The sequence below is a fragment of the Caulobacter sp. SRI_014 genome (assembly GCF_057586315.1).
Map to the genome: position 1 here is coordinate 275,980 of NZ_JBYCZQ010000002.1, position 22,794 is coordinate 298,773.

The window sequence follows — 22,794 nt, forward strand, 5'->3', positions numbered from 1 at the left end:
AGATCGTGAGGAAATCGCGGAGCCAATGAGGCGAACTGTCTCATTCCCGCTGAATGAAAGAGGGTTTGCACGCGAAAGTAGCGATGGTAACAGCGGTACACGAACGTTTTAGCCGAGCCGAATCATATGGCCATAGCCCTCGTGACGCACGGCTTGGTTCGTCAGCTTGGAACGCGATGCCCCAGTGGCTCGACCAGCGAACACCCCACAGAACCGTCGTACTGAGGCCATCGGTTCATGGGGGGATTTTTCACAGTCATTCGACAGGCCCTGAGCAACGACACCGTCAGGTACGTCGGAGGTGTGGCTGGCTTTGCAGCGACGCTCTCCTCTGTGATCTTCTTCACTTTGGGGGGGCTAAACGACGGAGCTGCGCCACCCGTCTACCAGCGAGCAATTTTGGCCCTTGCTGCGACTGCGGCAGTGTTCCTGATCGTCGGGATCATCGGCATCGGCTCATCCATATTTCTTTGGAAGCGAGCCTCCCGTTTTGACGCCTTTGAAGCCAAGATGCTTGCGGTGTTGGCGGAGTTTAACCAAGCGCTAGCTACAGATTATCTATTTTGTCGATTCCTCGATAAGGAGCGACTAACTGCTGACTTTGACCCCGAGTACGTCAGGGGAGAGTTTCATAGATACGTTGAAGATTTCTTAGATCACGTCTCAAAGATATTTAGTCTGTACACAGGAAAAGCGTGTGCGGCTTCAATCAAGATTTTCAGCGAGTCGAAAACGGACAAGATCGAGATCGACCTCGACCAAGATGAAGATTCGAGCCGGGTTTACGTCTTTACACTGGGTCGCGACAAAGGCTCGTCGCATTCACGCAGCTACGTTGACGCCGACGAGTCGCCCCTGGCGGTCTACCGGTACTCCTACAACACGGCCTTCCGACGCATCACTCACGATCCCGAGCTCTGCGGCTATTTCGTCGGCGAGCGCCTTTCTAAGCGCTCCGCCGAGGAGTATGCCAACGCCCACCCGGATTGGTGGAAGCACTATGATGCCGTCGCGGTTGCATCACTGAAGAACCCGAACAAGAAAGCGGTAGAGCAAGCCCTCGGATTCTTATGTGTTGACAGCAAAGATGTCGGCTTTGAGGACAACGGTACGAGTAGAGAGCTATTAGAGAGTTTGGCAAGTATAGCGTATTATTCAATACGCAAGACAATTAGTCTTGTACGGAACAGAACAAGACAAGAGGCAGAGGGCGAGCTATGAGCGCAGACGGCTCCTTGAGCGGCAGACCAAAGCGACCGACGTACCGAGAAGATGACGACCAACTTGGCTACAGACCGGTTCGCGTGGGAGCAGATGTCGCGGTTGCGGATTCCCAAGTAGTGCCCGTGAACCGAGAGGTTCAACGAGACGCCGAGCGGATTCTTTGGAAACTTCGAAAACCGTGAACGCTTCGGCGACACTCCCGATCTTCGATGCCCCACCGGAAACGGTGGGGTTTTTGTTTGGGGCTCGGCTGGTCGCTGCTTGCAGTCCCAAGACTCTATCCCTTTTTGAGTACGACTCCTGGCGGCGGCTTAGGCGGCCGCATCTCGGCAAATATTCGTTCCCCTCGCTCCCGCCAGCCCATGGTGTCCGTGTCCTGCCAGAGAACGCCGACGCGCCAGTCCTTCCTTCCACACCGAGGACAGGGAGCGGTGGTAAGGCGCGGCAGCTGACTGACCAACGTGTCGGTGCCGCCTCGGCTGTCAGCATCCAGCTTGCGGATCAGACTGGCCGGCTTAGTTAGGATGAAATGTTTGCAGTAGCTGCAGGATAGCTTGATGCGGACCTGGGGCCGGCCGTTGAGCTCGAGCAGTTTGACATTGATCTGCTGAACCGACCCGTTGCCGAACGTCAGGCGGCAGCTGTCGATGTTGTTGCAGCGAAGGAGACGCTGGACCAGGGTCATGGACATGCCGCCGAGATTGCGGCGCTTCAGGTCCTGGAAATCGATGGTGCAACGCCGGCGGCACCGGTCGGAGTAGCAGACGCCGACCACGTCAGTTTCCCTGCGGGCGAGGTAGCCATCGATCGTCTCGTCGATCACCAGCTCATTGCAGAACACGCTGTAGCCCGCAGGTGGGTCGTCGAAGCGCCGTGGGGCCGGCGGAGCGTAGCCCGGAGTCGCCCCAGGCCCGTGGATAGCCGGGTCATAGGGGCGATCTCTGAGAGGCTGGCCAGACATGGGGCGAGACCCTAGCGCCAAGTGGACTCGACTCTCAACGAGTTTGTTCCTCATTTGTTCTAACTCGGCGTCCCGGTAGGCGCGCAACCCAATCGTGCCAGGAGGGATCATGTTCTTTGCAGGCATCACCAGACCCGCGTCGTTCGATCGACCGTGGTACCGCAGCGGCAGCCCGCAGGTTCCTGACTTGGTCATGAAGACTGACCAGACTGGCCTCGCCTTCCTGCAGGCCCATTCCGACGTCGCGAAGGTGAAGGTCGCCCGCAAGCTCAAGCGCGGAGTCAAACTTGAACTGTGGCTGGTGGACAGCTTCGAGGAAGCGGCTGATACACCCTGGACGTAAAGCCTGCCAGAGCCCGACCGCGAGCCCGACCTGTTCTTCTATGGCGAGTGGGGTGCGCTGTGGGATTTCTGGCTGAGGCCGCTGCCCACCGAGCATGTAACGGTCTTCGTCGACGAACTGGGTCCGAGTCACTGCGGCCCACCCTACTGGCATGCTGCGATCTGGCTAAAGGCGGACGTACGCGTCCCTACATGACAATGAAGACCAGGTGCCCTCAACGGACGTTAGAGGTCTGCCGGAACCGCCCAAGGATCCTTCTTGGAGCCGCGCGCAACTACCTGCAGCGTCCCATCGGGCAGCGGGCGCTGGAGGCCGGCCGCCTCAGGCCAAGGGGCGGACATCCAGGCTTCAGCCTCTTCGCCGGTTGTCAGGATGACCGGCATGGCTTTGGGGTGAACTGCACCAACTTCCGCGTTCGGCTCGGTTGTCAGGAATGCGAACAGGTCACAGCTGATTTCGCCCTCCCGCATCTTCCGTACGCAGGTCCATGGTGTCCAGATGCCGGCGAAGAAGGCGAGGGGGCGGTTCTCGGCCAAGGCAAACCAGATGTCGCCGCCCGCATCCTTGTTGAACTCGCTGAACGCGGTGAAGGGCACCAGGCACCGGTTCTCCGGGCCGAGCCAACGCTTCCAGTGAGAGCTGGACGTGTTGCGGACGTTGGTCGTGCCACTGTCCGGTTCCAAGCGCAGCAGTTCGTTGAAGTCGACTTTCTGGCCCTTGGCGCGCAGCTTGTCCGCCCGCCTCGATGCGGCGTCCATCAGGGCCTTTTTCGACGACGGCATGCCCCAGCGCACCATGGCGAGTTCACGCTCTCCAGAGGCGTTCCGACGAACAATCGGTGCCGGATAGTCTGGGAAAATGCCGGCGAGCGGCGGCAGGTTGCCGGTCTGGTCGCTCAGCGCGCGCGCCATGCGCGCCACTTCAGCCTGGCTACGACCCATCGAATAGAGATTGCACATCGGTGGACGGTAGGTCGGCCCTAATCAGCCCGCAAGGCTAGCTACTCGAATGCCGTCTCCAACTCGGGAGGGTGATGATGAAAGCACCTTCCACGAGCGTGCGCCTCGACTTGGTTTAGCTGGCTAGAGCGCTCGCCGCGGAGGAACATCGGACATCCCTAGGCCGAGGCTCGTACGCCAGTTGGCCGCGCCAGGTCGCCGATCGCAAATAATTGGCTCCCCGCCTTACCGGCTAGCCCGGAAGCCGTCGATTGCTTGAAGGACAGAGGCTCACTCCGTCACGATATATCGAATCGAGATACGCGTTAGCGTCGCTTTGGTTAGGGTTCGAGACCCTGGCCGATGCGCAACTCGGAGGTGAACCTTGGCGGAAGCGCTTCGAAAACGGAAACCGGACGGCTCTCTCTACACGCGGACGCCGGGCACTGAGACCGATCTCCACACCCTCAGACAGCTTTCCCGAGACAAAATCCTGGCCCGCTGCGAAGTCCGCCAGCTAACCGACCCACGCTATGTGTCGAGCGAGTGCCTGTTGCACCTCGTCCGCGCGTCTCGTGCCGACAACTCTAACGCCTGGTTCGAGCGCCTCTACAAGATTCTCTACGACCGCGTGCTGCGCGCACTCCCCCGGGCCGAGGCGGCCGATGGCGAGACGAGCTCCCTGACCCGGGAGCAGATCCGGGAGAGGGCGTCAGAGCGGTTTGTGGCCATGCTCGCTGCGGACCGACAGGCCTACGACGAGCGACTGGATTTCTTCGAAATCCGCTTCGCTCAGGCCCTCAAACGCCTGCGGCTGGACGCCCAGAAGCAAGTCTGGCGCGAGGAAAACCGGACCCAGCCGATCGAGTACGACGACGCCAGCGGCGAGCTGGATCCTGTGGTCGAAAGGGCAGCCGGAAGCTTCAATCCGTTCGAGGGGATAGAGTTTCGAGGCGAGGCTTTCCGGTTGCGCCTTGAGGCGGCGATTGAGGCCCTGCCCCCAGAACAAAGCAGGACCATTCACATGCTGATGCTCGAATATCTGATCCAATCCGACGACCCGACCGTCCACACGATCTGCAAGGAATTGGGCGTGACGCGCAAGACGGTCTGGAACTATCGAGATCGCGCTATGAAGGCGCTCAAGAAAGCCCTGGGCGAGGGAGAAGATCAGTGACTGGCCAGAGCGCTCCACAACTCGAAGACATCCTCGACGCCTTCGCTATGGAAGAGAACCATGCCAAGGCCACGCTCGACCGCTATCTGTCCGCCTATCCGCAGTTCGCCGGAGACCTGATCGATCTGTCCCGCGAGTTGATGCGAGCCGACACCCCGGCCGAGGCGGACCTTGCGCCGGGCGACGCTGCCAGGATCGATGCCGCCTGGGCTCGCCACGTTGCCGCCAAGCCGCAGCAGTTGGCCGACCCATTCGTGGCACTCTCCCCGACCAGGAGCCGCGAAGTCGCCGCGGAGCTGGGCGTACCGCGCCAGGTCGTAACCGCCTTCCGCGAGCGGCGGATACAGCCGGCGTCGGTCCCCGGTGCTTTTCTTCGACGGCTCGCAGGCATGCTGATGACTCCCATCGACGATTTGGTCGCCGGAATGACGCTGCTGCCAGTCGCCGGAGCGGCACGCAGCTACAGGTCCGATGGGCAGCCGGAGCAAGCCGCTCAGGTGACGTTCGAGCGGATTCTGATCGACGCGGGCGTCTCTGAAGCCGATAGGGCTTGGTTGCTGGCGGACGAGGCCTGAGATGGACGCCGCCGAACTCGGACGCCGACGCGCCGCTGATCTCCACGAACAGGCGGTCACAATGGGAAAGGATCCGCGGCAATCTTATGCATTCGTCGTCGCGGAGGCCAAGCGCCGTGGGATCGATGTCGAGAAGGCAAACCCGGGAGCCTCCCTCTTGGACGGCGGTCGGGCGACCTACGTACCGGCCGACGGGCTGATCCTGCACGAGAACATCGGCTCCGATTTCGAGCAGGCCTTCCTCGTCGCCCACGAACTGGGTCATGTTGAGCTTGGCGATGGAGACGGTCCGGTCACAATCACCGAGGTCGACGCCGTGCGACCATCCGAGCCGTCGCCAGTCGGGTTCGACCGCGTGGTGGACTATGGCCGCCACCAACGGCGCGAGGTCCAGATGGACCTGTTCGCGCGGGAGTTCTTGCTCCCGCGCCCGCTGATGAGGCGGCTCCACGTAGACGAGGGCCTGACCGCGTCTCAAATCGCCGCCCGGATGGCCGCGCCGCTCGCTGTCGTGTCGCAGCAGCTGCTCGACGCCCTTCTGCTGCCAGTCGTGGAGATCGAGGCCGAAAAGCCCCACGTGGAGCGCCCTTTGAACGAATTGCAGGCGAAAGCGGCGGGGCATCGGGGCGAGGCCTATCTGCTGGAAGCGGGACCGGGCACCGGCAAGACGCAGACCCTAACCGGCCGGATCGAAGGCCTTCTGTCCGAGGGCGTCGATCCTAGGCGCATCCTCGTCCTGACATTTTCCAACAAAGCCGCAGGCGAGATGGCCGAGCGCATCGCGCGAAAGAATCCCGCGGCGGCCGCCGCCATGTGGATCGGCACATTCCACGCCTTCGGACTGGACATCGTGCGCCGGTTCGCACCCCAGCTCGGGGTCCCCAAGGACCCGCGCATGATGGACCGCACCGAGGCGGTCGAACTATTGGAGCAAGAGTTCCCGAGACTGGGCCTCAAGCACTACCAAGACCTCTACGATCCGACCCGCAACATCGCCGATATCCTGTCTGCCATCTCCCGGGCAAAGGACGAGGTGGTCGATGCTGCTAGATACGCGCAGCTCGCGACAAATATGCGGGCGGCCGCCAATTCGTCCGAACAGATCGAAGCCGCCGAAAAGGCGGCCGAGGTGGCCAAGGTCTACGACGCCTACGAACGCCTGAAGTGCCAGGCAAATTGCATCGACTTCGGCGACCTAGTGTCTATGCCAGTCTGTTTGCTGGAGGCCGATGCTGCGGTCCAGGCCAGCGTGCAGGGCGCTTATGACCATGTGCTCGTCGACGAGTACCAGGACGTGAACCGCAGCAGCGTCCGCCTGATCGAGGCCATCTGCCCCGACGGGCGGAACCTGTGGGTGGTCGGCGACGCCAAGCAATCCATCTACCGCTTCCGCGGCGCGTCTTCGTTCAACACCGCCCGGTTTGGCAAGGAAGATTTCAAAGGCGGTGATCGCGGCCGTCTGAAGCGCAACTACCGATCCTCGGAAGAGGTCGTGGACGTCTTTTCGGCCTTCGCCGACCAGATGAAGGTATCGCACGGCGATGCCGGGCTTGACGCGGAACGCGGGCCGCTCGGCCACCCTGTCGAACTGCACGCGGTTCCGCAGGCCGGCAATCAGGTCGTGGCGATCGCCGATGCGATCGAGGCGATGCGGACCCAAGGCCATAGGTTCCGGGACCAAGCGGTTCTCTGCACCGGCAACGAGCGACTTTCATCCATCGGCCGAGATCTCGAACGACTCGGAATCCCCATTCTGTTCCTCGGCAACTTGTTTGAGCGGCCGGAAGTAAAGGACTTGCTTTCGATCCTGTCCCTCCTGGTGGATGCCCGAGCCATGGGCATCGTTCGCGTGGGTGCCTTGCCGCAATTTGCGCTGTCACTTGGCGACGTCGCTACCATCATCAAGTCACTGCGCGGGGCCGAGGCCAGTGACGATCCGGCCGGCTGGTCGACGATTGATCCGACCACCCTCAGCCCGCCTGCGCAAACCGCCTGGGCGTCGCTTCAGGCCGCCTTGGCTGGGTTTGACGAGACCTCGGCGCCTTGGGACGTCTTGGCTGCAGTCTTGCTGGACCGGACCCGGATCGCCGCCGACATCGCCACCGCGACCTCGGTGTCCGGGCGGTCACGCGGGATCGCCGTTTGGCAGTTCATGAACTTCCTGCGGGTACAGCCGAGCGGCCGTGGCCTGCCGGTGCGGCGGCTTCTCGACAGGGTTCGTCGGCTGGTTCGGATCGGCGACGACCGTGACCTTCGGCAGCTCCCTGCTGCGGCCCAAAGCTTGGATGCGGTGCGCTTGATGACCATCCACGGCGCAAAGGGGCTCGAATTCCCAGTTGTCCACCTGCCGGGTCTCAACCAAGACACCTTGCCCGGCAATACTCAGACGCCGGCCTGCCTGCCCCCTGACGGCATGATCGCGGGCGCCGAGGGCGACGCCTTGACCGTCTTCCGTGCTGGCGATGTTGAAGAGCGGGAGTGCTTGTTCTACGTCGCCGCGTCACGAGCGCGTGACAGGCTCTTCCTCTACGCAGTGACGCACAAGGCGAATGGCGCCACGCGCCCCCTCTCGCCGTATCTCGGCCGCCTAGGTCCGGCGCTGAGGCGCCAAGACATCACGCCCGCGAGGGCATTGCCGCCGAAACCCGAAGACTTGGCCGTCGAGCTTCGGATCAAGGGCCAGTTGCAGTTCACCGGATCCCAGCTCGCGCTCTACGACCCATGCCCACGCCGCTTCTTCTATACCCACGTCCTCCAGATCGGGGGAAAGCGGACCGAGACGGTCTATATGCTGATGCACGAGGCGGTGCGTTCGGTGACCCAAACCGTTGTCGCCGGGAAGACAGATATTTCGGCTGACGCCGAGCTCGTGCGCCACGTCGCCCAGGCCTGCGTCGACCATGGGTTGGACGCATGCGGGGTGCTGCCCGAATTGCAGGCGGCGGCAGTCCAGATGGTTAAGTTTTTTCGCTCGAGCCGGGCCGGCGGCCAGCCCATTACGCCGACGGTCATCCGTCTGGTCCTCGACGGAGATGAGATCATGTTCCGAGCTGAGGATCTCTTGATCGCGACCGATGGAGCCCATGTCTTCCGGCGCGTCAGTACCGGGCGCATGCGCTCGAAGGCAGACAATGACGTGGCCGCGGCTGCATTGCTCATGGCTGCGCAACAACACGGTCCGCAAACCCGAGTCGAGCTTGTCCATCTGTCTGACGCCGAGGTCACGCCACTCGCCATGACTCCCAAGGTTCTGGCCAACCGGCGACAGACCTTGTCCGACTACCTGTCGGCGATCCGCGCTGGCGCCTTCAAAGCCGTGCCGTCGGAGCGGACCTGTCCTGGTTGCCCCGCGTTTTTCATTTGCGGGCCGGTCTCGCCGGGCGTCCTCGAAATTTAGTTCTAGGACCCTTACCGGTCGCCCTCCTTCGCGTCGATTGACCCTGTGAAGCCCAAGAGGCTGGTCACGAAGCGAAGGAACGACAATCGATGGATACCCCCCATCCCGACGACGACACCCAGGTCGAGCACCTGAAGAAGGCCGAGCACGAGGTCAAGGAGGCGCTCAAGCACCGCAACACCGAGATCATCGTCAACTCGCGCCCCCGCGAGATCCTGGGCGACGAGGCGAGCTTCGAACAGGTCGTCCAGCTGGCCTTCCCGGGCGGTGCCGCCGACCAAAACACCGTCTACTCGATGACCTACCGCCACGCGGCCTCCAAGCCGCACGCGGGCGAGCTCGGCCCGGGCGGCAAAATCCACGTCAAGAATGGGACGATCTTCAATGTCACCCGCACCGTTCGCTCGTAGCTCTGACCTGACGCTCCTCCGCGAGGAGGGCTACCTCGTGCAGATCAAGGGTACCTTCTTGGTTCTGCGCGAGGTGCCCTACCTCAACGCCAAGAAGGAGCTGAAGCGCGGCACCCTCGTCTCGACCCTGAATCTTGCGGGCGATGTTACCCAGGTCCCCGAGACCCATGTTACGCACTGGATCGGCGAGTTCCCCTGCAACGTGGACGGTCAGCCGATTGAGGCTCTCCGTCATCAGGACCACCCGATCGACCTCGGCCACGGCCTGGTCGCCCGACACGGGTTCTCCAACAAGCCGGAAGGAGGCTACCGCGATTACCACCACAAGATGACGACGTATGTTGCCGTCATCTCGGGTCCGGCCACTACCCTGTCGCCGGGCGCTTCGGCGCGTGGCAACGCGGCACCGGAAGAGGAAGAGAGTTCGGTCTTCAACTACATCGACACCGCGTCTGGCCTAGCGGGAATCGGCGCACTGACCGAGCGTCTGGCGCAAGACACGGTGGCCATCATCGGACTGGGCGGCACGGGAGGCTATGTGCTGGACCTGGTGGCCAAGACGCCTGCGAAGGAAATCCGCCTCTTCGACAGCGACGATTTCCTGTCCCACAACGTCTTCCGCGGGCCAGGCGCCCCTTCCATAGATGAGCTGCGCGACGTGCCCTTGAAGGTCGTCTACTGGGCGGCGATCTACTCGCGTATGCGCAAGGGGGTCGTCCCGCACGCCGTCGCCCTCGAAGCCTCCAACGTCCACCTGCTGGACGGGGTGACCTTTGCCTTCATCTGCATCGACGACGGCCCCGCCAAAAAGGCGGTCATCGCCGAGCTCGAAGAGATCGGCGCGTCGTTCGTCGACGTAGGGATGGGCCTGCAACTCGACGACGGCTCGCTAGGCGGCATCCTGCGGGTGACCACCAGCACGCCGGACATGCGCGATCATATCCACAGCGGACGCATCGACTTCAGCGACGACAAGGGTCAGGACCTCTACGCCACCAACATCCAGGTCGCCGATCTAAATGCGCTGAACGCCGTCATGGCGGTGATCAAGTGGAAGAAGGTCCGCGGGTTCTACCGTGACCTCGAGCATGAGCACCACAGCACCTACACGACCGACGGCAACATGCTGCTCAACGGGGATCAGCGATGCTGAAGACGCTGCGCCTTGAGCACCAGTTCGTCCGGCATCTGCCGGACGGGCTGCGCCCCGGAATCCTCTATATCTCCATGGAGTACGCCACCGCCTCGCACCTTTGCTGCTGCGGCTGCGGCGAGGAGGTTGTTACCCCGTTCGCACCGGCCCAGTGGAAGATGACCTTCGACGGTGATGCGGTCTCACTGCATCCGTCCGTTGGCAATTGGCTCCTGCCCTGCCGGTCGCACTACGTGATCCGCCAGGGCAGGGTGCATGAGGCCGAGCCCTGGACTGATGCCCAGATCGCCGCCGGTCTCGCGCACGACACGGCGGCCCGAAGGCATATGTTCGTCCAATCTACGTCGGCCGCCCCAGCAAGGGTGCCAGCCCAACCGGTGACGGCGCCCGTCAGGAAGGGCTTCTTGGCTCAACTGATCGAATGGATCGAAGGCAAATAGGCCGGCACCGTTTGATTGTAGTTATCTACAGAACCACCAACTCCCCGTCTTCTTCAATGAGCGCATGCGGCGCTTCACCGGGATCTCCAGCACCCTTCAGAAGATAGAGCGGGCCGACATAGCCTGGACCGTCTGAGACGAAATCGAAGCGGACGCCGTAGATGATGCCAGCTGCGAACTCAGGGCCCTCGCCCGGCTCGAGCCCCCAGCCCTCTATGACTTCCTGGACCTTGATAATCTTCGCCCATTCCTTGCGGGTGATCGTGTGTGGTTTCATACGCGACCCAGCGTATCACAGGCCTAAATTCCGTCGAATCGAGCGTCGCGAGGTGCAGCTTGGACGATGCTGGCGCCCGCTGCCGGCGGCGCAGCAGGCCTGGTGCTAATCGTCCGAATTTGATCTCCCAGATCGACGACCTTCCCTTCGACCCCCACCACCCTATTCCCCACCGTCACCGCATGGAGCGTGAGGTCGCGGATGGCCCCTTTCTGTTTGCCGAACAGGTCACGAAGGAGAGCGGCTCGGCCGCATTGGGCGGGAGGGTTGGCCGGCTGCGCGGCGACTTCATGGGCGTGCGGGCAGGTGCAGAGGCCGTGGGCCTTCTTGGTCATGCGGCCTGGCGGTGGGACTGCTCGTCTTCGCCTAGGGCGTCGATGGTCGGGAGCTCTGGCACCTCGTCCGCTACGCGCTTGATCCTGGCGTATAGGTCGAGAAGGCGGTCGAAGAGCTCGTTGGCCTGGTCGGGGGTGAGGCGCTCGTTGAAGGCGTTCTCGTATGAGGTGATGAAGTCGTCGAGCTGGTCGTCTGATAGCGGCATGGGGACAGTGTGCGGCCGGGGAGGGGCGGGCGCACGGGGGTGCTTAGTCGGGGTGGCGGCGGAGTGCGGCCGTGCAGGACGTCGAGCGCGGCTGCAGACTGTCTGAGGGCCGGTTGTGGGGGATCGCTCCCCCGCTTTGGGGAGTGCCTGACCATTCCGGTCTGGCGCTCCCGACAAGCGAAGGAGCAGCCATGCAGTCGACAGTACATTTCGAAGGGCGCGCAAGCGTCTATCAGACCATTACGCAGAAGATCGTCGCAGCCATTGAGGCGGGTGCCGGCGAGTTCGTGATGCCGTGGCACCGGCTTGGACCGGGATCTGGCCGGCCGACCAATGCCGCCACCGGCAAGCCGTATCGGGGCGTCAACGTCGTGGCCCTTTGGGCTGAGGCGTTGACGAGCGGGTACGGCGCAGGCTGGTGGGCGACCTTTCAGCAGTGGAAGCAGCTGGGGGCCCAAGTCCGGCGCGGCGAGCACGGGGCAACCATAGTCGTGTACAAGCCGGCCGAAGCGAGGCGGGCAGAGGGCGAGGAAGAAGAGCCTGGACATAGGTTGTTGGCTCGCGCCTTCAGGGTCTTCAGCGCCGAGCAGGTGGACGGGTGGAGTGCGCCAGCTCTGCCGACGATGCGGGACGAGGTCGAGGTCCTGGCCGAGGTTGAGGCGTTCGTCGCCAAGACTTGCGCCTGGATTCAGCATGGGGGCGACGTCGCCTGCTACGATCGCCGCGCGGACGAGATCCGCATGCCGGAGCGTAGCAGGTTCACTGGCTCCCCCACGTCTTCCCCAACCCACGCCTATTACTCGACCCTCCTGCACGAACTCACCCACTGGAGCGGCGCGCCGATCCGCCTCGACCGCGAGTTCGGCAAGCGCTTCGGGGATGAGTCGTATGCGATGGAGGAATTGGTGGCAGAGCTCGGGGCAGCGTTCCTGTGCGCCGAGCTCTCGATCACCAACGAGCCCCGACCCGACCATGCGGCGTATCTCTCCCACTGGCTCACGGTGCTTGATAGGGACCCGCGGGCCATCTTCACCGCCGCCGGCCGGGCCCAAGATGCCGCCGAGTACTTGGCGTCGCTTGAGGAGCCGCCCTTCTAACTTTCGGCCCCGGACCAGCAATGGTTCGGGGCTCTTCTTGTTGGCACGGCGTCGACCTGGCGACCAAGCTCGCCCGTGCGGAAGGGGATAGCTCTGGCAGCATGAGGGGATGTCCGACGACCCACGCGCTATCTCCTACATCGGCGAAACGAACCATCGGGCGAAGCATGTCCCGTTCGGCATCCGCCAGGCCGATCGCCTGCTTCACACCTACATCATCGGGAAGACGGGCGTCGGCAAGTCGACGCTGCTTCAGGGTCTCGCGCTGCAGGATCTTGCCGCGGGCCGTGGGTTCGCGGTCATCGATCCGCATGGCGACCTAGTCGAGAGCATCTGGAGCAAGGCGTCAGAGGCGGAGCGCGAGCGCCTCACCTATCTCAACGCGCCGGACGCGACCCAGCCCTACGGGTACAATCCGCTCCGCCGCGTCCGCGAGGACCGAATACCGCTTGCGGCCTCCGGCATGCTTGAGACGCTCCGCAAGCTCTGGCCGACGGCCTGGGGCGTGCGCATGGAGCACGTGCTGCGCAATTGCCTGTACGCGCTTCTGGAGCGCGACGGCTCAACCCTTCCCGACGTCTTGGCGCTGTTTGAAGACAAGAAGTTCCGGCAGTCGATAGCGCGCAAGGTACGCAATCCGGTGGTCCAGGCATTTTGGAAGACCGAGTTCGAGAACTACCCACCGCGCCTGAAGGCGGACGCTGTGGCGCCGATCCAAAACAAGCTGGGTGCCCTGCTCGCCGACCCGACCCTCCACCGGATTCTGGTGGCGCCGGCGGTCGACCTACATTTCCGCACGCTCATGGACACCGGCCAGGGCTTGTTGGTGAACCTCTCGCGCGGGCACTTGGGCGAGGACGCCGCGCATGTCCTCGGCGGCCTCGTCCTCACCACCATTGGCCTGGCTGGATTCAGCCGGGCAAATGTGCCGGAGGCAGAGCGCCGGCCATTCCACGTGTTCGTCGACGAGTTCCAAAGCTTTACCACCTTGTCGCTCGCCAGCATGATGGCCGAACTCCGGAAGTACGGCGTTAGTCTGACGCTCGCCCACCAGCACTTGGCGCAGCTGGAGCCGGAAATTCGACACGCGGTGCTCGGTAACGCCGGCACGCTGATTGCCTTTCGGCTTGGGGCCGAGGACGCGCCTCTCATCACGGCGGAACTGCAGCCGAAGTTCGGGGTGCTTGACGCGCTGGAGCTTGCGAACCGACGCCTCTACATCAAGCTCGCCATAGATGGTGCGCCGGGCGTGCCATTCAGTGCGCGGCTGAGCTGATCCACTCGCTCACCCTCGCCGCTTCAATCTTCTTCGTTGCCAAGGCGCTGCATGGACCGCGCAACCACCCGCGCAATCGTTGCGCGGCGCTCCTTGGCCTCGGACACGGACACGGCAGCGCGGGACACTTTGACTTTGTACCCACGCACCAAGGTCTCCGTCGACTCGAAGGCCGGCAGGCTATCGAGCATCGACACGACGTCCTCCATGGTGAGGAATTCCACGCGCCTAAAGTCATCTTCCGGCAGTCGCCGCCTCGCCGCTTCCTCGATGGCGCGCCGGCGCTTTTGATCCGAAGCGATGGCCCAGACCTGCGGGAATCCGGCGCGCAGGCATTTCGCGAGATTCTGCGTTTCGTAGTCGGGCGTCGAGGTCACGGAGATTTCGCAGGCAATCGACAGGTCGTCTCGGTGCAGAGCGACGTCGACCTGTCCCCCTGCCGCTGGTTCCTCGATGCCGACCCGGAAACCTCGCTCCTCCGCCAGGCCTTTGATCACATGCTGGACGTACCGATGCTGAGGACCGCCCTTGCCGGCCTCGGTGGGCGCGGGCCGCTTCGGCCGCGGTGGTTCGTTGGCAGGCTCGGGCCTGATCCCCGCAGGCTCGACCGTCCGTCGTTCGGATTGGACCGCGGTGTGGGGCCCTGGTGGAGGTGCCGCTTCTGGCGTGGCAACCGGTGAAACGACTGTCGGTCGCGCGAGTGAAGCTTCTTCGAGAGTGCCGCAATATGCGGCGCGGTTGCGTTCAAGAAGCGCCTCGTACTCCTCTTCAACAAGGATCGGCTGGCGCTCCAGGAAGCCGAGCGGAACGGACAAACGGATCGCCTGAGGCGTCTGGTGCTTTATCCACACGGCGAACTCCGTCTTGCCGTGCCGGCGTTTCATGCTCTCGATGAAGTCGGAGGTAGTGTGCAGCTCGTCGGCCATGGCGCGGGCGTCCTTGGCCGACACGCCGCCGGCGCACTTCATCGACGTGTTGGCGTGGATCGCGGATCGCAGGCGCGGTGAGAGCTGGTCCAGCGTCTGGTGCGCCAGCGTGAGCCCCACGCGGTACTTGCGGGCCTGGTTGAGGATCGTCTCGATCGTGTCGTCGAAATACTCCTGGGCCTCGTCCACATAGACCATGGTGGGTGTGCGGTCCGAGGGATCGACCGTCGAGCGCTCTAGCGCCGCCTGCGCGAGCATGGCGATGAAGAAACGGCCGAAGAGCTGGCTGCCCTCGGTCTTGAGGAGGTCTTTAGCGGTCGAGACCAGGATGATTTTCCCGTCCTGCATCGCCTCGAATAGATCGAGCTTGTTCTGACGCTGAGCAAACATGCGCTCGAAAGCAGGGGTTGAGAGCACGCCCCAGAGCCGGCGCAGTATCTGCTTCTTGGTGGCGGCAAACGACGGGTGGAAGAATTCGGTTTGGAAGAAGTAGCTGGCCGAGCCGTCGAGTTGGTCCATCTGCGCCTTGAAGGGCTTGCCGTCCTCCATGAGCTGCATGAGCGTGTGGATGGTGCTGCCTTCGATGCTGATCATGAGGCGCGCGAGGTACTTGAAGATCACGCCTTGCTTCTGGGTGAGTTCGGCTCCCAGGAGCGCGCCGAAGAATGTCTCATACAGCTCCACGACACCGTTCAGGACCCGCTCACGGTCAACGGGGCGGTACGCCTGCAGGCGGGAGAGGTGCGCGTCGAAGAGGTTGAGCGCCGCCGGGAATTCGACGTCGGCGGGGTCGATGAGGACGAGCCGATCAGCGAGGCTGCCGAGTGTGTCAGGCGAGAAGAGGGCCAGGCGCGACAGCCGGTTGATGAGGTCGCCTTGGCTGTCGATCACGACGACCGAGCGCTTCTCGCTCTGGGCCGCAACCAGGTCGCCATGGATCATGCGCTGCATGAGCTGGGTCTTGCCGTGCCCGGTGCCGCCAACGATGTGGCAGTGCTCGAAGCGCGCTTCCTCGGGGACGTGGAACGGGACCGGCATCTCCAAGAGGGACGCGAACGGTGAGCCCGAGAGATACATCTCAACCAGGTCCGCCGGCGTCTTCTTCGTCTGCCTGGTTGGGACGATGAGGCGCTGCGACAGCTCGTGGATGTTCGCGTCCGGCGGAAACCCAGAGGCGACCAGAAGGTTGGTGGCATACCGCTCTCGGAGGCTCAGGAAGAGCTCCAGCCGCATAGTCTCGTCGTCGTACGGAAACATTAGGAGGTGCTGAACCAGTTCCGCCGGGCGATCGACCAGCTCGATTAGCGGGACTTCAAACGATGGGCTCTGTTGGTCCCAGTCCCTGAAGCAGCTTTCGGGGAGAACTTCGAAGAGCGCGTCGCAGGCGCTCTGGAGCTGGCCGGTGACGATTCCGTGGACGCGGTTGAAGTCGGCGGCGTAGCGCCGGCGCCGGGCGAGCATCTGGCGAAACCCCAAACCGACAGACACGTCACTTTCGATGGCCGGCCAGACTGGGCTGATCGCCCCTATGCCTTCGGCTCGGAAGATTGCCTCCGCCGCCTCAGAAAGCGAGACGAGGATCGAAAGGGCCGGCGTCCGGTCCGCCCGCCGCATGATCCCTTTGACGAAGGAGAGCGCCAGGTCGGAGGGGTCGTTCTCGGCAAGCGGCGATGCCTGCCAGAGAGCGTTCGTCTGCGCCCAAGCGTCTCGGGTCTCCGCTTGCTCACGGGTGCGCGGATCGCCAGAGAGCCAGTTGCGGAGGTTGCCCCATTCCATCGGGCTAGACCTCGACGACCTCCTCGCCGCCGAACTGCGCGGCAGCGGCCAGAACCTGGGCGAAGGTCTTCGCGGCTTCCTTGATCTGGTCCTCGATGGCGAGCATTTCGACGATGTCCTTGCACTCGACCTTCTTGCCGCCGACCAAGTCGTTGACGCTCACATTGATGGTCATGGCCTTGAATGCGAGTCGCGACGCGACGCCGAGAAGGCCGCTACCGCCAACAATCTCGTGGCTTGCGTACAGCTCGGCCTCGCCGAGCTTGTACTTTTGGATGTTGGCGCGCTCCTCGGCGGAGATATCGGCTCGAACTTCGAGCGAAAACACGACTTTGCCTAGAAGGCCGGACCGTTGGTTGCGGCGCAGTAGCAGTTTCATAAATGCCCCCTTGATACAACACAAAGGAGTAGTACACACTTATGCGCCTATGCCGAGTCTAAATGATAGCGATACAGCCGTTCCAACAACTCGCGCGGAAGGGGCCGGCGATCACTTGCCCCCACATTCTTTGCGACGTGTTCCTTTCGTCTCATTCCCACGATGACGGAGGACACAGCCGGGGATGAAAGGCAAAATCTAAGCGCTGCGTCTGCCAACTCGTAGCCACGGACTTCCTCAATGAGTGCAGGAAGGCGGGCAAGGATTTGGGAACGGTATGGTTCACTGAAGTAGGTATTTCGCCAGTCGCCCTCTAGGAAGCTTGTTTCGGCTTCAAACCTTCCAGATAGACTGCCCTCATCAAGGGGCACCCTAACGATAACTCCAACTCCGCTATCAAGACAATCTGGGAATAGCTGCCACCGAGCCGCTTGATCGAAAAGATTATAGACAACTTGGACTGTATCTATCAGTCCGCTCCGAACCGCCCTTAGGCCGTTCCAAGGTTCACCCGCATTTAAGCTGATCCCCACCCTTCGAGCGAAGCCTTGGTCCTTGAGTGTCTTCACCACTCGTTCAAATAGCGGGTCACCACACCAATCGTCGTGCCAAGCATGGAACTGCAACAAATCAATGCGGTGGACCCCGAGCCGTTGACGAGATTCCTCTGCACAAGCGAGAACGTGAGCAAGAGGGTAGACGTTCGAAAATGTATCGTGTGACGAAGAGGGAAGCTTGCAATTGGTAGGCGGAACTTTGGTGGCCAACGTCAGTTCGGTGTCAGGATTTTCGTAGGCTAGACAGCCAAGAAGCTCCTCCGAAAGTCCGAGCCCGTAGCTGTGGGCGGCATCAAAAAAGGTCACGCCACTAGCCAGGGATAAACGAAGCGCCTCGATGGCGTCATTGACATTGGTGTCTAGCCAGTCCCCCAGGCCCCAAGTACCATGACCGATCTCACTGACGAGAAGGTCGGTTTTCCCCAGCGGACGGTACTGCAAGGCCTCTCCGATCTTCAGCTTCTATGCGATGAGGGCAGCCAGGCCAGTAAGAATGAAAATTCAGGACCCCTGGGCTCGCCAATTGGACGGGCGTCTGATCCAGCAACATATGAGCATTATTGAGCCCGAGCTACAGGCAGTCCACCTTGAGCGATTGGCCCGACTTGTTCGAATAGGTGCGATCTCGGGAGATATTGCGTGCGAGCTTTCCAGATCATGGCCAGCGGCAAGAGCAAGCGCCTTCCTACTCGAAAACTTGCTGAGCGCAGGCAATCGTATGGGTGCGGAGGTTCTCGCAAATCATGTTTTGACCGGCCTCGCCTCGGATAGCCTTACTCGATTGGAATGGAAGGGCGATGGACTCCGGGTGTCCTCAGAAGCGTTCCGCGATACCGAGTGGGCCCAAGGCCTGGAGTTCTTTCCAAGGTTGGCCATCGGAGCCATCATGACCTTCGGTTCCAAGGACGACGACCTTGACGCCAAACTTGGCGGCTCAGCCGCGGCGCTGCGCGCGGGAGTTCTTGTAATAAGGGATGAAATTCTCACTGATGAGGCGTTCATCGCAACATCTTCCTCGGCATTGTTCGCTCAATGGATAGCTGTTGAGGAAGGCGCATTGCTCGCCGCCGGAAAACATTTTCCACCCGCGCGGGAGGGCCATCGAGATATGTTTTCCTCCAATGTCGCTACCGAGTACCGCCGCCGCCTTAAAGGGGAACAGGCCGTGAGTGCGTTCGAGATGGAGCCGCCTTCGACACCGGCCTGTAGAGACTTGTTTATGGCGTGGGTCCCTGCTGAAAATCGCGCGCAGAGCACGATAGGTTCTACAATCAATCACTGTGTCACGCTCAGCGATGTCGTGAAGCTTTATGACCCCCTCCAATAGAACCCTCGAAACCCTGTGTGTCGGCAGCGTGGAGGCATTCCTCACGGCCTCAGAGTGCATTCAATTGCTCTCGGCAATGGACGAGCTGCTGACAAGTCAAGGACGGGCCAAATTTGACGAGGCTCGCGCTTCGACGATCCACGAAATCCCTGGGCAATCTGTCGAAGCCGCGCGTGCGGTCTACGAACCTGCCGGCCGCGTGGAGATAGTCGACCTTCCCAGCGACGTAACCGCAGTGTTGGAGAGGGCGTCAGCCCGAGCATTGCCTATCGTGCAAACCTACGCACCAAGCATACGGTTTGCTCGTCCGTGGACCTATGTCGAGTATGGTGACGGACAGTTCATTTCGGTTCATGTGGATCGGGTCGCCCCGACACCCGAAGAGCGCCCTTGGCAACTCCTGGGCGTCAGTGTGGCGCTGAACGATGATTTTCAGGGCGGAGAGTTCTTCGTTGAGACCACAGCGGATCCGCGCATTTGGTCCGGCATCAGCTCAGATGATCTGAACTTCGTCCATACCGCCGCAGACACCTCGTCAGAATGGTTCAGGGCAATTCCAAAAACGAAATGGCTGACTAAATCAAAGACTGGAGATGCGCTCCTATACGGAAGTCAGGTGGCACATGGGACGGTGCCGATAGTTAAAGGTCGAGCGAAGAAGTTCATCAGCTGGTTCGCAACCTAGGACGTCCGCATGTCGGTGGCTTTTCCGTTCATCGTGATTGAAGGTTTGCCGGGCGTAGGGAAAACTACTGTCAGGGATCGCCTTGTGAACGCCCTGGCCTTGAGGGACGTGACGGTCCATCACGTTGGGCAACACGGATGGCTCCACCCCAGCGCATCTCGAACAATCATCGACGCCCGTAAGGGAGCTTTGGGTGTGTCGCCCCGATCTCTGGTTGACGCACTTCTGACTGACAAGGCCTCCCACCTTGTCGCAAATGTCGGTCCTTATTTGTCTGAACACACGGTGATAGCTGACCGGTTCTACCTGAGCGACCTCTGCCTTCTGGGTCTGCAAAACGCTGAGCTATTCGAGCGCTACATAGAGGGTGTTCGCGGAATGCAGCCGCTTCCCACGTTAATGATCCTCCTGTCAGCTCCCGTTGCGGAGGTCGAACGCAGGCTTAGGCAAGCAAGGAAATTTCGCCGATTTCTTGATCGTCCAGAAGCTCTCACCCATGCTGACGAGGTTATTCGATCGGCATGGACTGAGCGCCTCGGACTGCCGATCATTCGAGTTGAAAACTCAACGAAAGATGAGCTTGCTGCCGCAGTTGATCTGATAGTTCAAAAGGTAGACGGTTTGATCTGAGAAAGGGCTACCCTGGGCTCTCATGAAAATCGATCCACTTCACCCGGCGGCGAGCGTCTGGGCCACCTTCGCGAAGGGAGGCTTTTCTATTGAAAGCCTCATCATCTTCACGCGCAGGAGCACGGTTTTATCCCTTGGAGCAGCGGACAATTTCGATGTTATCAAGGTGTTTTTCGGATCAGACCACATACTCGATGAAATGCCTGAGACTGATCGACCCACAGCCTATGGCTTCTATTGGTATGTCTCCAAGACACCTGAGGAACGTGCCTTCGAGGCGCAGGCAGTGGATTTGGAAATTTGGGCAACGACTAGAATGTCCGGGTATCCCGGCTGGCCGGAAGTGGTTTCCGCAGGTGAAATCGAGAACCTGAAGTACCTTCGAATGCGACCTATCAAAGGTAAGCGCTTTTCATTCCCCAAACTGGAGCCGGAGATGCGTCAGGCCGGCCTTGTCCTGGCAAACGTGGCGGATGCACTCGCGACCCTGCATGCAAACGGATTGGTCCATCGCGACCTTTACCAAGAAAATGTCCTTGTCAGCCCGGACGGGACGACTGTCATCGACCTTGGTGCGGTCAAGGAACGGAAGGTCGCAACTGGTCCAAAGGTTCGAGGTCCAGAACCGCATTGGGCACCGGAATATTTGGCAGATTTTGCAGGCGCTGAAGCTCCAGCCGATATCTACAGTCTGGGTGTCATGTTACACCGCACTTTAACCGGCGATATTCCGCGCCCGTGGGCAGCCGGGGAGTTGAAGGGTAGGGTCAGCGACGACCTCGCCCAGCTGGTATTGGAGTGTCTTTCAAAGGATGCCTCTGCCAGGCCGTCGCCTGAAAAAGCGGGCAACGTCTTACGATCTGTGTTTGCGTGACACACCTTTCAATACATGATATAATGGAGGCTCTATGAGCAAAGTAATCAAGAAGAAGGTTCTTGTTTACTGTGTGAACGAGGGGAAGCTCTTGGTCTTCCGCCACACTGCCTATACGGCGGAGGAGCTTGGCGTGCAAGTACCGGCCGGGAGCATAAGGGCCGGCGAAGCACCGAGAGAAGCTGCTTTGAGGGAGCTTGTTGAGGAGACCGGCTATTCTTGCTTCGAGATCGAGGATTTTCTGGGCACGAGTTTGTACGACATTTCGCCCTACAGAATGGAGCTTCAAGAGCGCTACTTTTTCCGAGCGCGAACCACTGAGCCCCTACCCGACCGCTGGATGAGCCAGGAGGACCATGACGGGGAGCAGCCCCCCACACAATTTGAATGCTTCTGGGTCGCTCTTGAAGCTGCTCATCTGCTGCAGTCCGGACAGGGTTCGATGTTGTGGCGATTGGTCGATGACGGTTAGTTGGTACGACGAAGTATTCCACTCACCGGAGGCGGGTGAGATCGATGTGGCACGCAGCGTGATCGTCAAGATCGCGGGCGAGACCTGCAACATCAATTGTTTCTATTGCTATGAAAAAAGGAAGCCCTATCCGAACGCTCGATATCTCACTGCCGACAGCCTGAGAGAATTCTTTGAACGTCTTGGCCCGGGTCCATTGGCGATAGAGCTTCATGGCGGCGAACCGCTCATCGTTGGCAAGGATCGTATGCGCGAACTGCTGACAGTGATCGCAGAGCGCCCGGAGGTCGTTCGGATTTCCATTCAAACCAACGGCACCTTGTTAGACGACGAGTGGCTTGACCTATTTCAGGAGCTTGCCCCCCGACTGGAAATCGGCGTGAGTCTTGATGGCGATGAGACCGCCAATGCCCTCCGCGCAGATTACTTGGATCAATCAACCTTCGACGGCGTTGCCAGGGCGCTGACGCTTCTCGAGAAGCGCATGGTTTCTTGCGGAGTCATATGCGTGGTGTCGTCGGCGAACGTGGATCGTCCCAATGAGCTTCTGGCGGTTTTCAAACAATGGCCCGCCATAAAATCGTTGAGCTTTGCTCCCTGCTTTGATTTCTCCACCACTCCAAAACGCATCCCACGACACAATGCCGCCAGGCTGACACCGATGTTGGCCGACCCCGGCAAGGCTCCTGCCTGGGCTATATCGCCGAGCCAATATTCGGCCTTTCTAATAAGCGCGGCAGAGACGTGGATCGACCAACAACTGTATGAGACGTTCACACTCGAACCAATTATGAGCGTGATTAGAAAGCTCGAAGGCCGACATACGGGGCTGTGCCATTTCACCAATTTAAAATGCGGACAGGTGATGACTCTCTACCCGGACGGTCGCATTGGGACATGCGATGAGCTGCCTATGCCCGCGGGGCTGATAGGTAATATTAAGACTGTGGGCTCAGAGGCTCTGGTGGATAATATCGTAGGAACTCAGCTTTTCGATGACATGGAGCCTCTCTTGAGGAAATGTCTTGAGTGCGCCTACAAAGCAGAGTGTGGCGGCGGGTGCCTAGCTACAAGGCTTAAGTATTACGGGACGCCGCACTATGAAGCTTATTGCGAACATCGCATTGAGCTTATCGAGGGCGTAAAGTCCCTTTGCGATGGTGTGGCTCGTGGGCACAATTAAAATCTCAGTTTCAATGCTACCGTACGCGGCCAAATCGCCGAACATAATGGCCGATGTTGCCGAATTCATTGATCGATGGGACAGGCGCTTGCCCCTGCAAGGGGCGATTTCTTCCGTCCAAAGTCGCTGGGGCAATCTCAATTCTGACGGCGGAACCCATCTTTCGCGAGCGCTCG

Annotated in this window: 24 protein-coding genes; 16 read left to right on the forward strand and 8 right to left on the reverse strand. The window is 61.0% G+C overall.

Annotated elements, in window-relative coordinates; genetic code table 11:
- Window positions 1–237 precede the first annotated feature (237 nt).
- Entirely contained in the window at window positions 238–1,221 is a 984-nt protein-coding gene (locus tag AC2YG9_RS06755; RefSeq protein ID WP_487297186.1) for a hypothetical protein, read from the forward strand.
- A gap of 280 nt (window positions 1,222–1,501) precedes the next feature.
- Here the strand turns inward: AC2YG9_RS06755 and AC2YG9_RS06760 are convergent, their stop codons facing one another.
- Window positions 1,502–2,047 (reverse strand): hypothetical protein, encoded by a 546-nt coding sequence (locus AC2YG9_RS06760; RefSeq protein WP_487297187.1) that lies wholly within the window; start codon window positions 2,045–2,047, stop codon window positions 1,502–1,504.
- 247 nt (window positions 2,048–2,294) lie between these two features.
- Here AC2YG9_RS06760 and AC2YG9_RS06765 point away from each other — a divergent pair, with 247 nt between their 5' ends.
- Window positions 2,295–2,528 carry a hypothetical protein gene (locus tag AC2YG9_RS06765; protein ID WP_487297188.1) on the forward strand — a complete coding sequence of 78 codons (234 nt, stop codon included), beginning with the start codon at window positions 2,295–2,297 and terminating at the stop codon, window positions 2,526–2,528.
- A gap of 224 nt (window positions 2,529–2,752) precedes the next feature.
- On the opposite strand, the gene AC2YG9_RS06770 is transcribed toward AC2YG9_RS06765, so the two are convergent.
- Window positions 2,753–3,487: an SOS response-associated peptidase gene (locus tag AC2YG9_RS06770; protein ID WP_487297189.1), complete on the reverse strand. Its 735-nt coding sequence runs from the start codon at window positions 3,485–3,487 to the stop codon at window positions 2,753–2,755.
- A gap of 364 nt (window positions 3,488–3,851) precedes the next feature.
- On the opposite strand from AC2YG9_RS06770, the gene AC2YG9_RS06775 reads away from it, so the two are divergent.
- From AC2YG9_RS06775 to AC2YG9_RS06800, 6 genes are all read left to right on the forward strand, one after another.
- Window positions 3,852–4,643, forward strand: coding sequence for an RNA polymerase sigma factor (locus AC2YG9_RS06775; RefSeq protein ID WP_487297190.1), 792 nt, complete (start codon window positions 3,852–3,854; stop codon window positions 4,641–4,643).
- The gene (locus AC2YG9_RS06780) at window positions 4,640–5,218 is read left to right on the forward strand and encodes a hypothetical protein (RefSeq protein ID WP_487297191.1); all 579 of its coding nucleotides are present in this window, start codon (window positions 4,640–4,642) and stop codon (window positions 5,216–5,218) included. Before AC2YG9_RS06775 ends, AC2YG9_RS06780 begins: the two co-directional genes overlap by 4 nt.
- Before the next feature lies 1 nt (window position 5,219).
- Window positions 5,220–8,615 (forward strand): UvrD-helicase domain-containing protein, encoded by a 3,396-nt coding sequence (locus AC2YG9_RS06785; RefSeq protein ID WP_487297192.1) that lies wholly within the window; start codon window positions 5,220–5,222, stop codon window positions 8,613–8,615.
- An 89-nt stretch (window positions 8,616–8,704) separates the two neighbouring features.
- A complete protein-coding gene (locus AC2YG9_RS06790) occupies window positions 8,705–9,025 on the forward strand; it encodes a multiubiquitin domain-containing protein (protein ID WP_487297193.1) in 321 nt (106 codons plus the stop codon).
- On the forward strand, window positions 9,000–10,178 hold the full coding sequence (locus AC2YG9_RS06795; RefSeq protein WP_487297194.1) for a ThiF family adenylyltransferase: 1,179 nt from the start codon (window positions 9,000–9,002) through the stop codon (window positions 10,176–10,178). The genes AC2YG9_RS06790 and AC2YG9_RS06795 overlap by 26 nt, the downstream gene beginning before the upstream one ends.
- Entirely contained in the window at window positions 10,172–10,618 is a 447-nt protein-coding gene (locus AC2YG9_RS06800) for a ubiquitination-like system serine protease family protein (RefSeq protein ID WP_487297195.1), read from the forward strand. Before AC2YG9_RS06795 ends, AC2YG9_RS06800 begins: the two co-directional genes overlap by 7 nt.
- A 25-nt stretch (window positions 10,619–10,643) precedes the next feature.
- Here the strand turns inward: AC2YG9_RS06800 and AC2YG9_RS06805 are convergent, their stop codons facing one another.
- The 3 genes from AC2YG9_RS06805 to AC2YG9_RS06815 are packed head-to-tail and all read right to left on the reverse strand — an operon-like array spanning window position 10,644 to window position 11,436.
- Entirely contained in the window at window positions 10,644–10,895 is a 252-nt protein-coding gene (locus AC2YG9_RS06805) for a hypothetical protein (protein ID WP_487297196.1), read from the reverse strand.
- A 23-nt stretch (window positions 10,896–10,918) separates the two neighbouring features.
- Window positions 10,919–11,230 carry a hypothetical protein gene (locus AC2YG9_RS06810; RefSeq protein WP_487297197.1) on the reverse strand — a complete coding sequence of 104 codons (312 nt, stop codon included), beginning with the start codon at window positions 11,228–11,230 and terminating at the stop codon, window positions 10,919–10,921.
- Window positions 11,227–11,436 (reverse strand): hypothetical protein, encoded by a 210-nt coding sequence (locus AC2YG9_RS06815; protein ID WP_487297198.1) that lies wholly within the window; start codon window positions 11,434–11,436, stop codon window positions 11,227–11,229. The genes AC2YG9_RS06810 and AC2YG9_RS06815 overlap by 4 nt, the downstream gene beginning before the upstream one ends.
- Before the next feature lie 191 nt (window positions 11,437–11,627).
- Here AC2YG9_RS06815 and AC2YG9_RS06820 point away from each other — a divergent pair, with 191 nt between their 5' ends.
- Both AC2YG9_RS06820 and AC2YG9_RS06825 read left to right on the forward strand, forming a co-directional pair.
- A complete protein-coding gene (locus AC2YG9_RS06820) occupies window positions 11,628–12,533 on the forward strand; it encodes an ArdC family protein (RefSeq protein ID WP_487297199.1) in 906 nt (301 codons plus the stop codon).
- Window positions 12,534–12,642: 109 nt separating this feature from the next.
- Window positions 12,643–13,809, forward strand: coding sequence for a type IV secretory system conjugative DNA transfer family protein (locus AC2YG9_RS06825; protein WP_487297200.1), 1,167 nt, complete (start codon window positions 12,643–12,645; stop codon window positions 13,807–13,809).
- Between the two features lie 23 nt (window positions 13,810–13,832).
- Here the strand turns inward: AC2YG9_RS06825 and AC2YG9_RS06830 are convergent, their stop codons facing one another.
- From AC2YG9_RS06830 to AC2YG9_RS06840, 3 genes are read right to left on the reverse strand one after another with little or no spacing between them, the layout of a single operon-like run.
- Complete coding sequence (locus AC2YG9_RS06830; RefSeq protein WP_487297201.1) at window positions 13,833–16,511, reverse strand: type IV secretory system conjugative DNA transfer family protein; 2,679 nt, start codon at window positions 16,509–16,511, stop codon at window positions 13,833–13,835.
- A gap of 4 nt (window positions 16,512–16,515) precedes the next feature.
- Window positions 16,516–16,890: a hypothetical protein gene (locus AC2YG9_RS06835; protein WP_487297202.1), complete on the reverse strand. Its 375-nt coding sequence runs from the start codon at window positions 16,888–16,890 to the stop codon at window positions 16,516–16,518.
- A 47-nt stretch (window positions 16,891–16,937) separates the two neighbouring features.
- Window positions 16,938–17,888: an aldo/keto reductase gene (locus AC2YG9_RS06840; RefSeq protein WP_487297203.1), complete on the reverse strand. Its 951-nt coding sequence runs from the start codon at window positions 17,886–17,888 to the stop codon at window positions 16,938–16,940.
- 52 nt (window positions 17,889–17,940) lie between these two features.
- On the opposite strand from AC2YG9_RS06840, the gene AC2YG9_RS06845 reads away from it, so the two are divergent.
- From AC2YG9_RS06845 to AC2YG9_RS06870, 6 genes are all read left to right on the forward strand, one after another.
- Window positions 17,941–18,774 (forward strand): hypothetical protein, encoded by an 834-nt coding sequence (locus AC2YG9_RS06845; RefSeq protein WP_487297204.1) that lies wholly within the window; start codon window positions 17,941–17,943, stop codon window positions 18,772–18,774.
- 76 nt (window positions 18,775–18,850) lie between these two features.
- The gene (locus tag AC2YG9_RS06850) at window positions 18,851–19,459 is read left to right on the forward strand and encodes a 2OG-Fe(II) oxygenase family protein (protein WP_487297205.1); all 609 of its coding nucleotides are present in this window, start codon (window positions 18,851–18,853) and stop codon (window positions 19,457–19,459) included.
- A 9-nt stretch (window positions 19,460–19,468) separates the two neighbouring features.
- Window positions 19,469–20,089, forward strand: coding sequence for a hypothetical protein (locus AC2YG9_RS06855; protein WP_487297206.1), 621 nt, complete (start codon window positions 19,469–19,471; stop codon window positions 20,087–20,089).
- Between the two features lie 22 nt (window positions 20,090–20,111).
- A complete protein-coding gene (locus AC2YG9_RS06860) occupies window positions 20,112–20,963 on the forward strand; it encodes a protein kinase domain-containing protein (RefSeq protein WP_487297207.1) in 852 nt (283 codons plus the stop codon).
- A gap of 34 nt (window positions 20,964–20,997) precedes the next feature.
- Entirely contained in the window at window positions 20,998–21,435 is a 438-nt protein-coding gene (locus AC2YG9_RS06865; RefSeq protein WP_487297208.1) for an NUDIX hydrolase, read from the forward strand.
- Entirely contained in the window at window positions 21,425–22,618 is a 1,194-nt protein-coding gene (locus tag AC2YG9_RS06870) for a radical SAM protein (protein ID WP_487297209.1), read from the forward strand. The genes AC2YG9_RS06865 and AC2YG9_RS06870 overlap by 11 nt, the downstream gene beginning before the upstream one ends.
- Window positions 22,619–22,794: the final 176 nt, after the last annotated feature.

Coding starts and splice junctions, on each gene's coding strand:
- AC2YG9_RS06755 (WP_487297186.1), top strand. CDS start 238: ATGGGGGGATTTTTCACAGTCATTCGACAGGCCCTGAGCAACGACACC.
- AC2YG9_RS06765 (WP_487297188.1), top strand. CDS start 2,295: ATGTTCTTTGCAGGCATCACCAGACCCGCGTCGTTCGATCGACCGTGG.
- AC2YG9_RS06770 (WP_487297189.1), bottom strand. CDS start 3,487: ATGTGCAATCTCTATTCGATGGGTCGTAGCCAGGCTGAAGTGGCGCGC.
- AC2YG9_RS06785 (WP_487297192.1), top strand. CDS start 5,220: ATGGACGCCGCCGAACTCGGACGCCGACGCGCCGCTGATCTCCACGAA.
- AC2YG9_RS06790 (WP_487297193.1), top strand. CDS start 8,705: ATGGATACCCCCCATCCCGACGACGACACCCAGGTCGAGCACCTGAAG.
- AC2YG9_RS06795 (WP_487297194.1), top strand. CDS start 9,000: ATGTCACCCGCACCGTTCGCTCGTAGCTCTGACCTGACGCTCCTCCGC.
- AC2YG9_RS06800 (WP_487297195.1), top strand. CDS start 10,172: ATGCTGAAGACGCTGCGCCTTGAGCACCAGTTCGTCCGGCATCTGCCG.
- AC2YG9_RS06805 (WP_487297196.1), bottom strand. CDS start 10,895: ATGAAACCACACACGATCACCCGCAAGGAATGGGCGAAGATTATCAAG.
- AC2YG9_RS06810 (WP_487297197.1), bottom strand. CDS start 11,230: ATGACCAAGAAGGCCCACGGCCTCTGCACCTGCCCGCACGCCCATGAA.
- AC2YG9_RS06815 (WP_487297198.1), bottom strand. CDS start 11,436: ATGCCGCTATCAGACGACCAGCTCGACGACTTCATCACCTCATACGAG.
- AC2YG9_RS06820 (WP_487297199.1), top strand. CDS start 11,628: ATGCAGTCGACAGTACATTTCGAAGGGCGCGCAAGCGTCTATCAGACC.
- AC2YG9_RS06825 (WP_487297200.1), top strand. CDS start 12,643: ATGTCCGACGACCCACGCGCTATCTCCTACATCGGCGAAACGAACCAT.
- AC2YG9_RS06830 (WP_487297201.1), bottom strand. CDS start 16,511: ATGGAATGGGGCAACCTCCGCAACTGGCTCTCTGGCGATCCGCGCACC.
- AC2YG9_RS06835 (WP_487297202.1), bottom strand. CDS start 16,890: ATGAAACTGCTACTGCGCCGCAACCAACGGTCCGGCCTTCTAGGCAAA.
- AC2YG9_RS06845 (WP_487297204.1), top strand. CDS start 17,941: ATGAAAATTCAGGACCCCTGGGCTCGCCAATTGGACGGGCGTCTGATC.
- AC2YG9_RS06850 (WP_487297205.1), top strand. CDS start 18,851: ATGGACGAGCTGCTGACAAGTCAAGGACGGGCCAAATTTGACGAGGCT.
- AC2YG9_RS06855 (WP_487297206.1), top strand. CDS start 19,469: ATGTCGGTGGCTTTTCCGTTCATCGTGATTGAAGGTTTGCCGGGCGTA.
- AC2YG9_RS06860 (WP_487297207.1), top strand. CDS start 20,112: ATGAAAATCGATCCACTTCACCCGGCGGCGAGCGTCTGGGCCACCTTC.
- AC2YG9_RS06865 (WP_487297208.1), top strand. CDS start 20,998: ATGAGCAAAGTAATCAAGAAGAAGGTTCTTGTTTACTGTGTGAACGAG.
- AC2YG9_RS06870 (WP_487297209.1), top strand. CDS start 21,425: ATGACGGTTAGTTGGTACGACGAAGTATTCCACTCACCGGAGGCGGGT.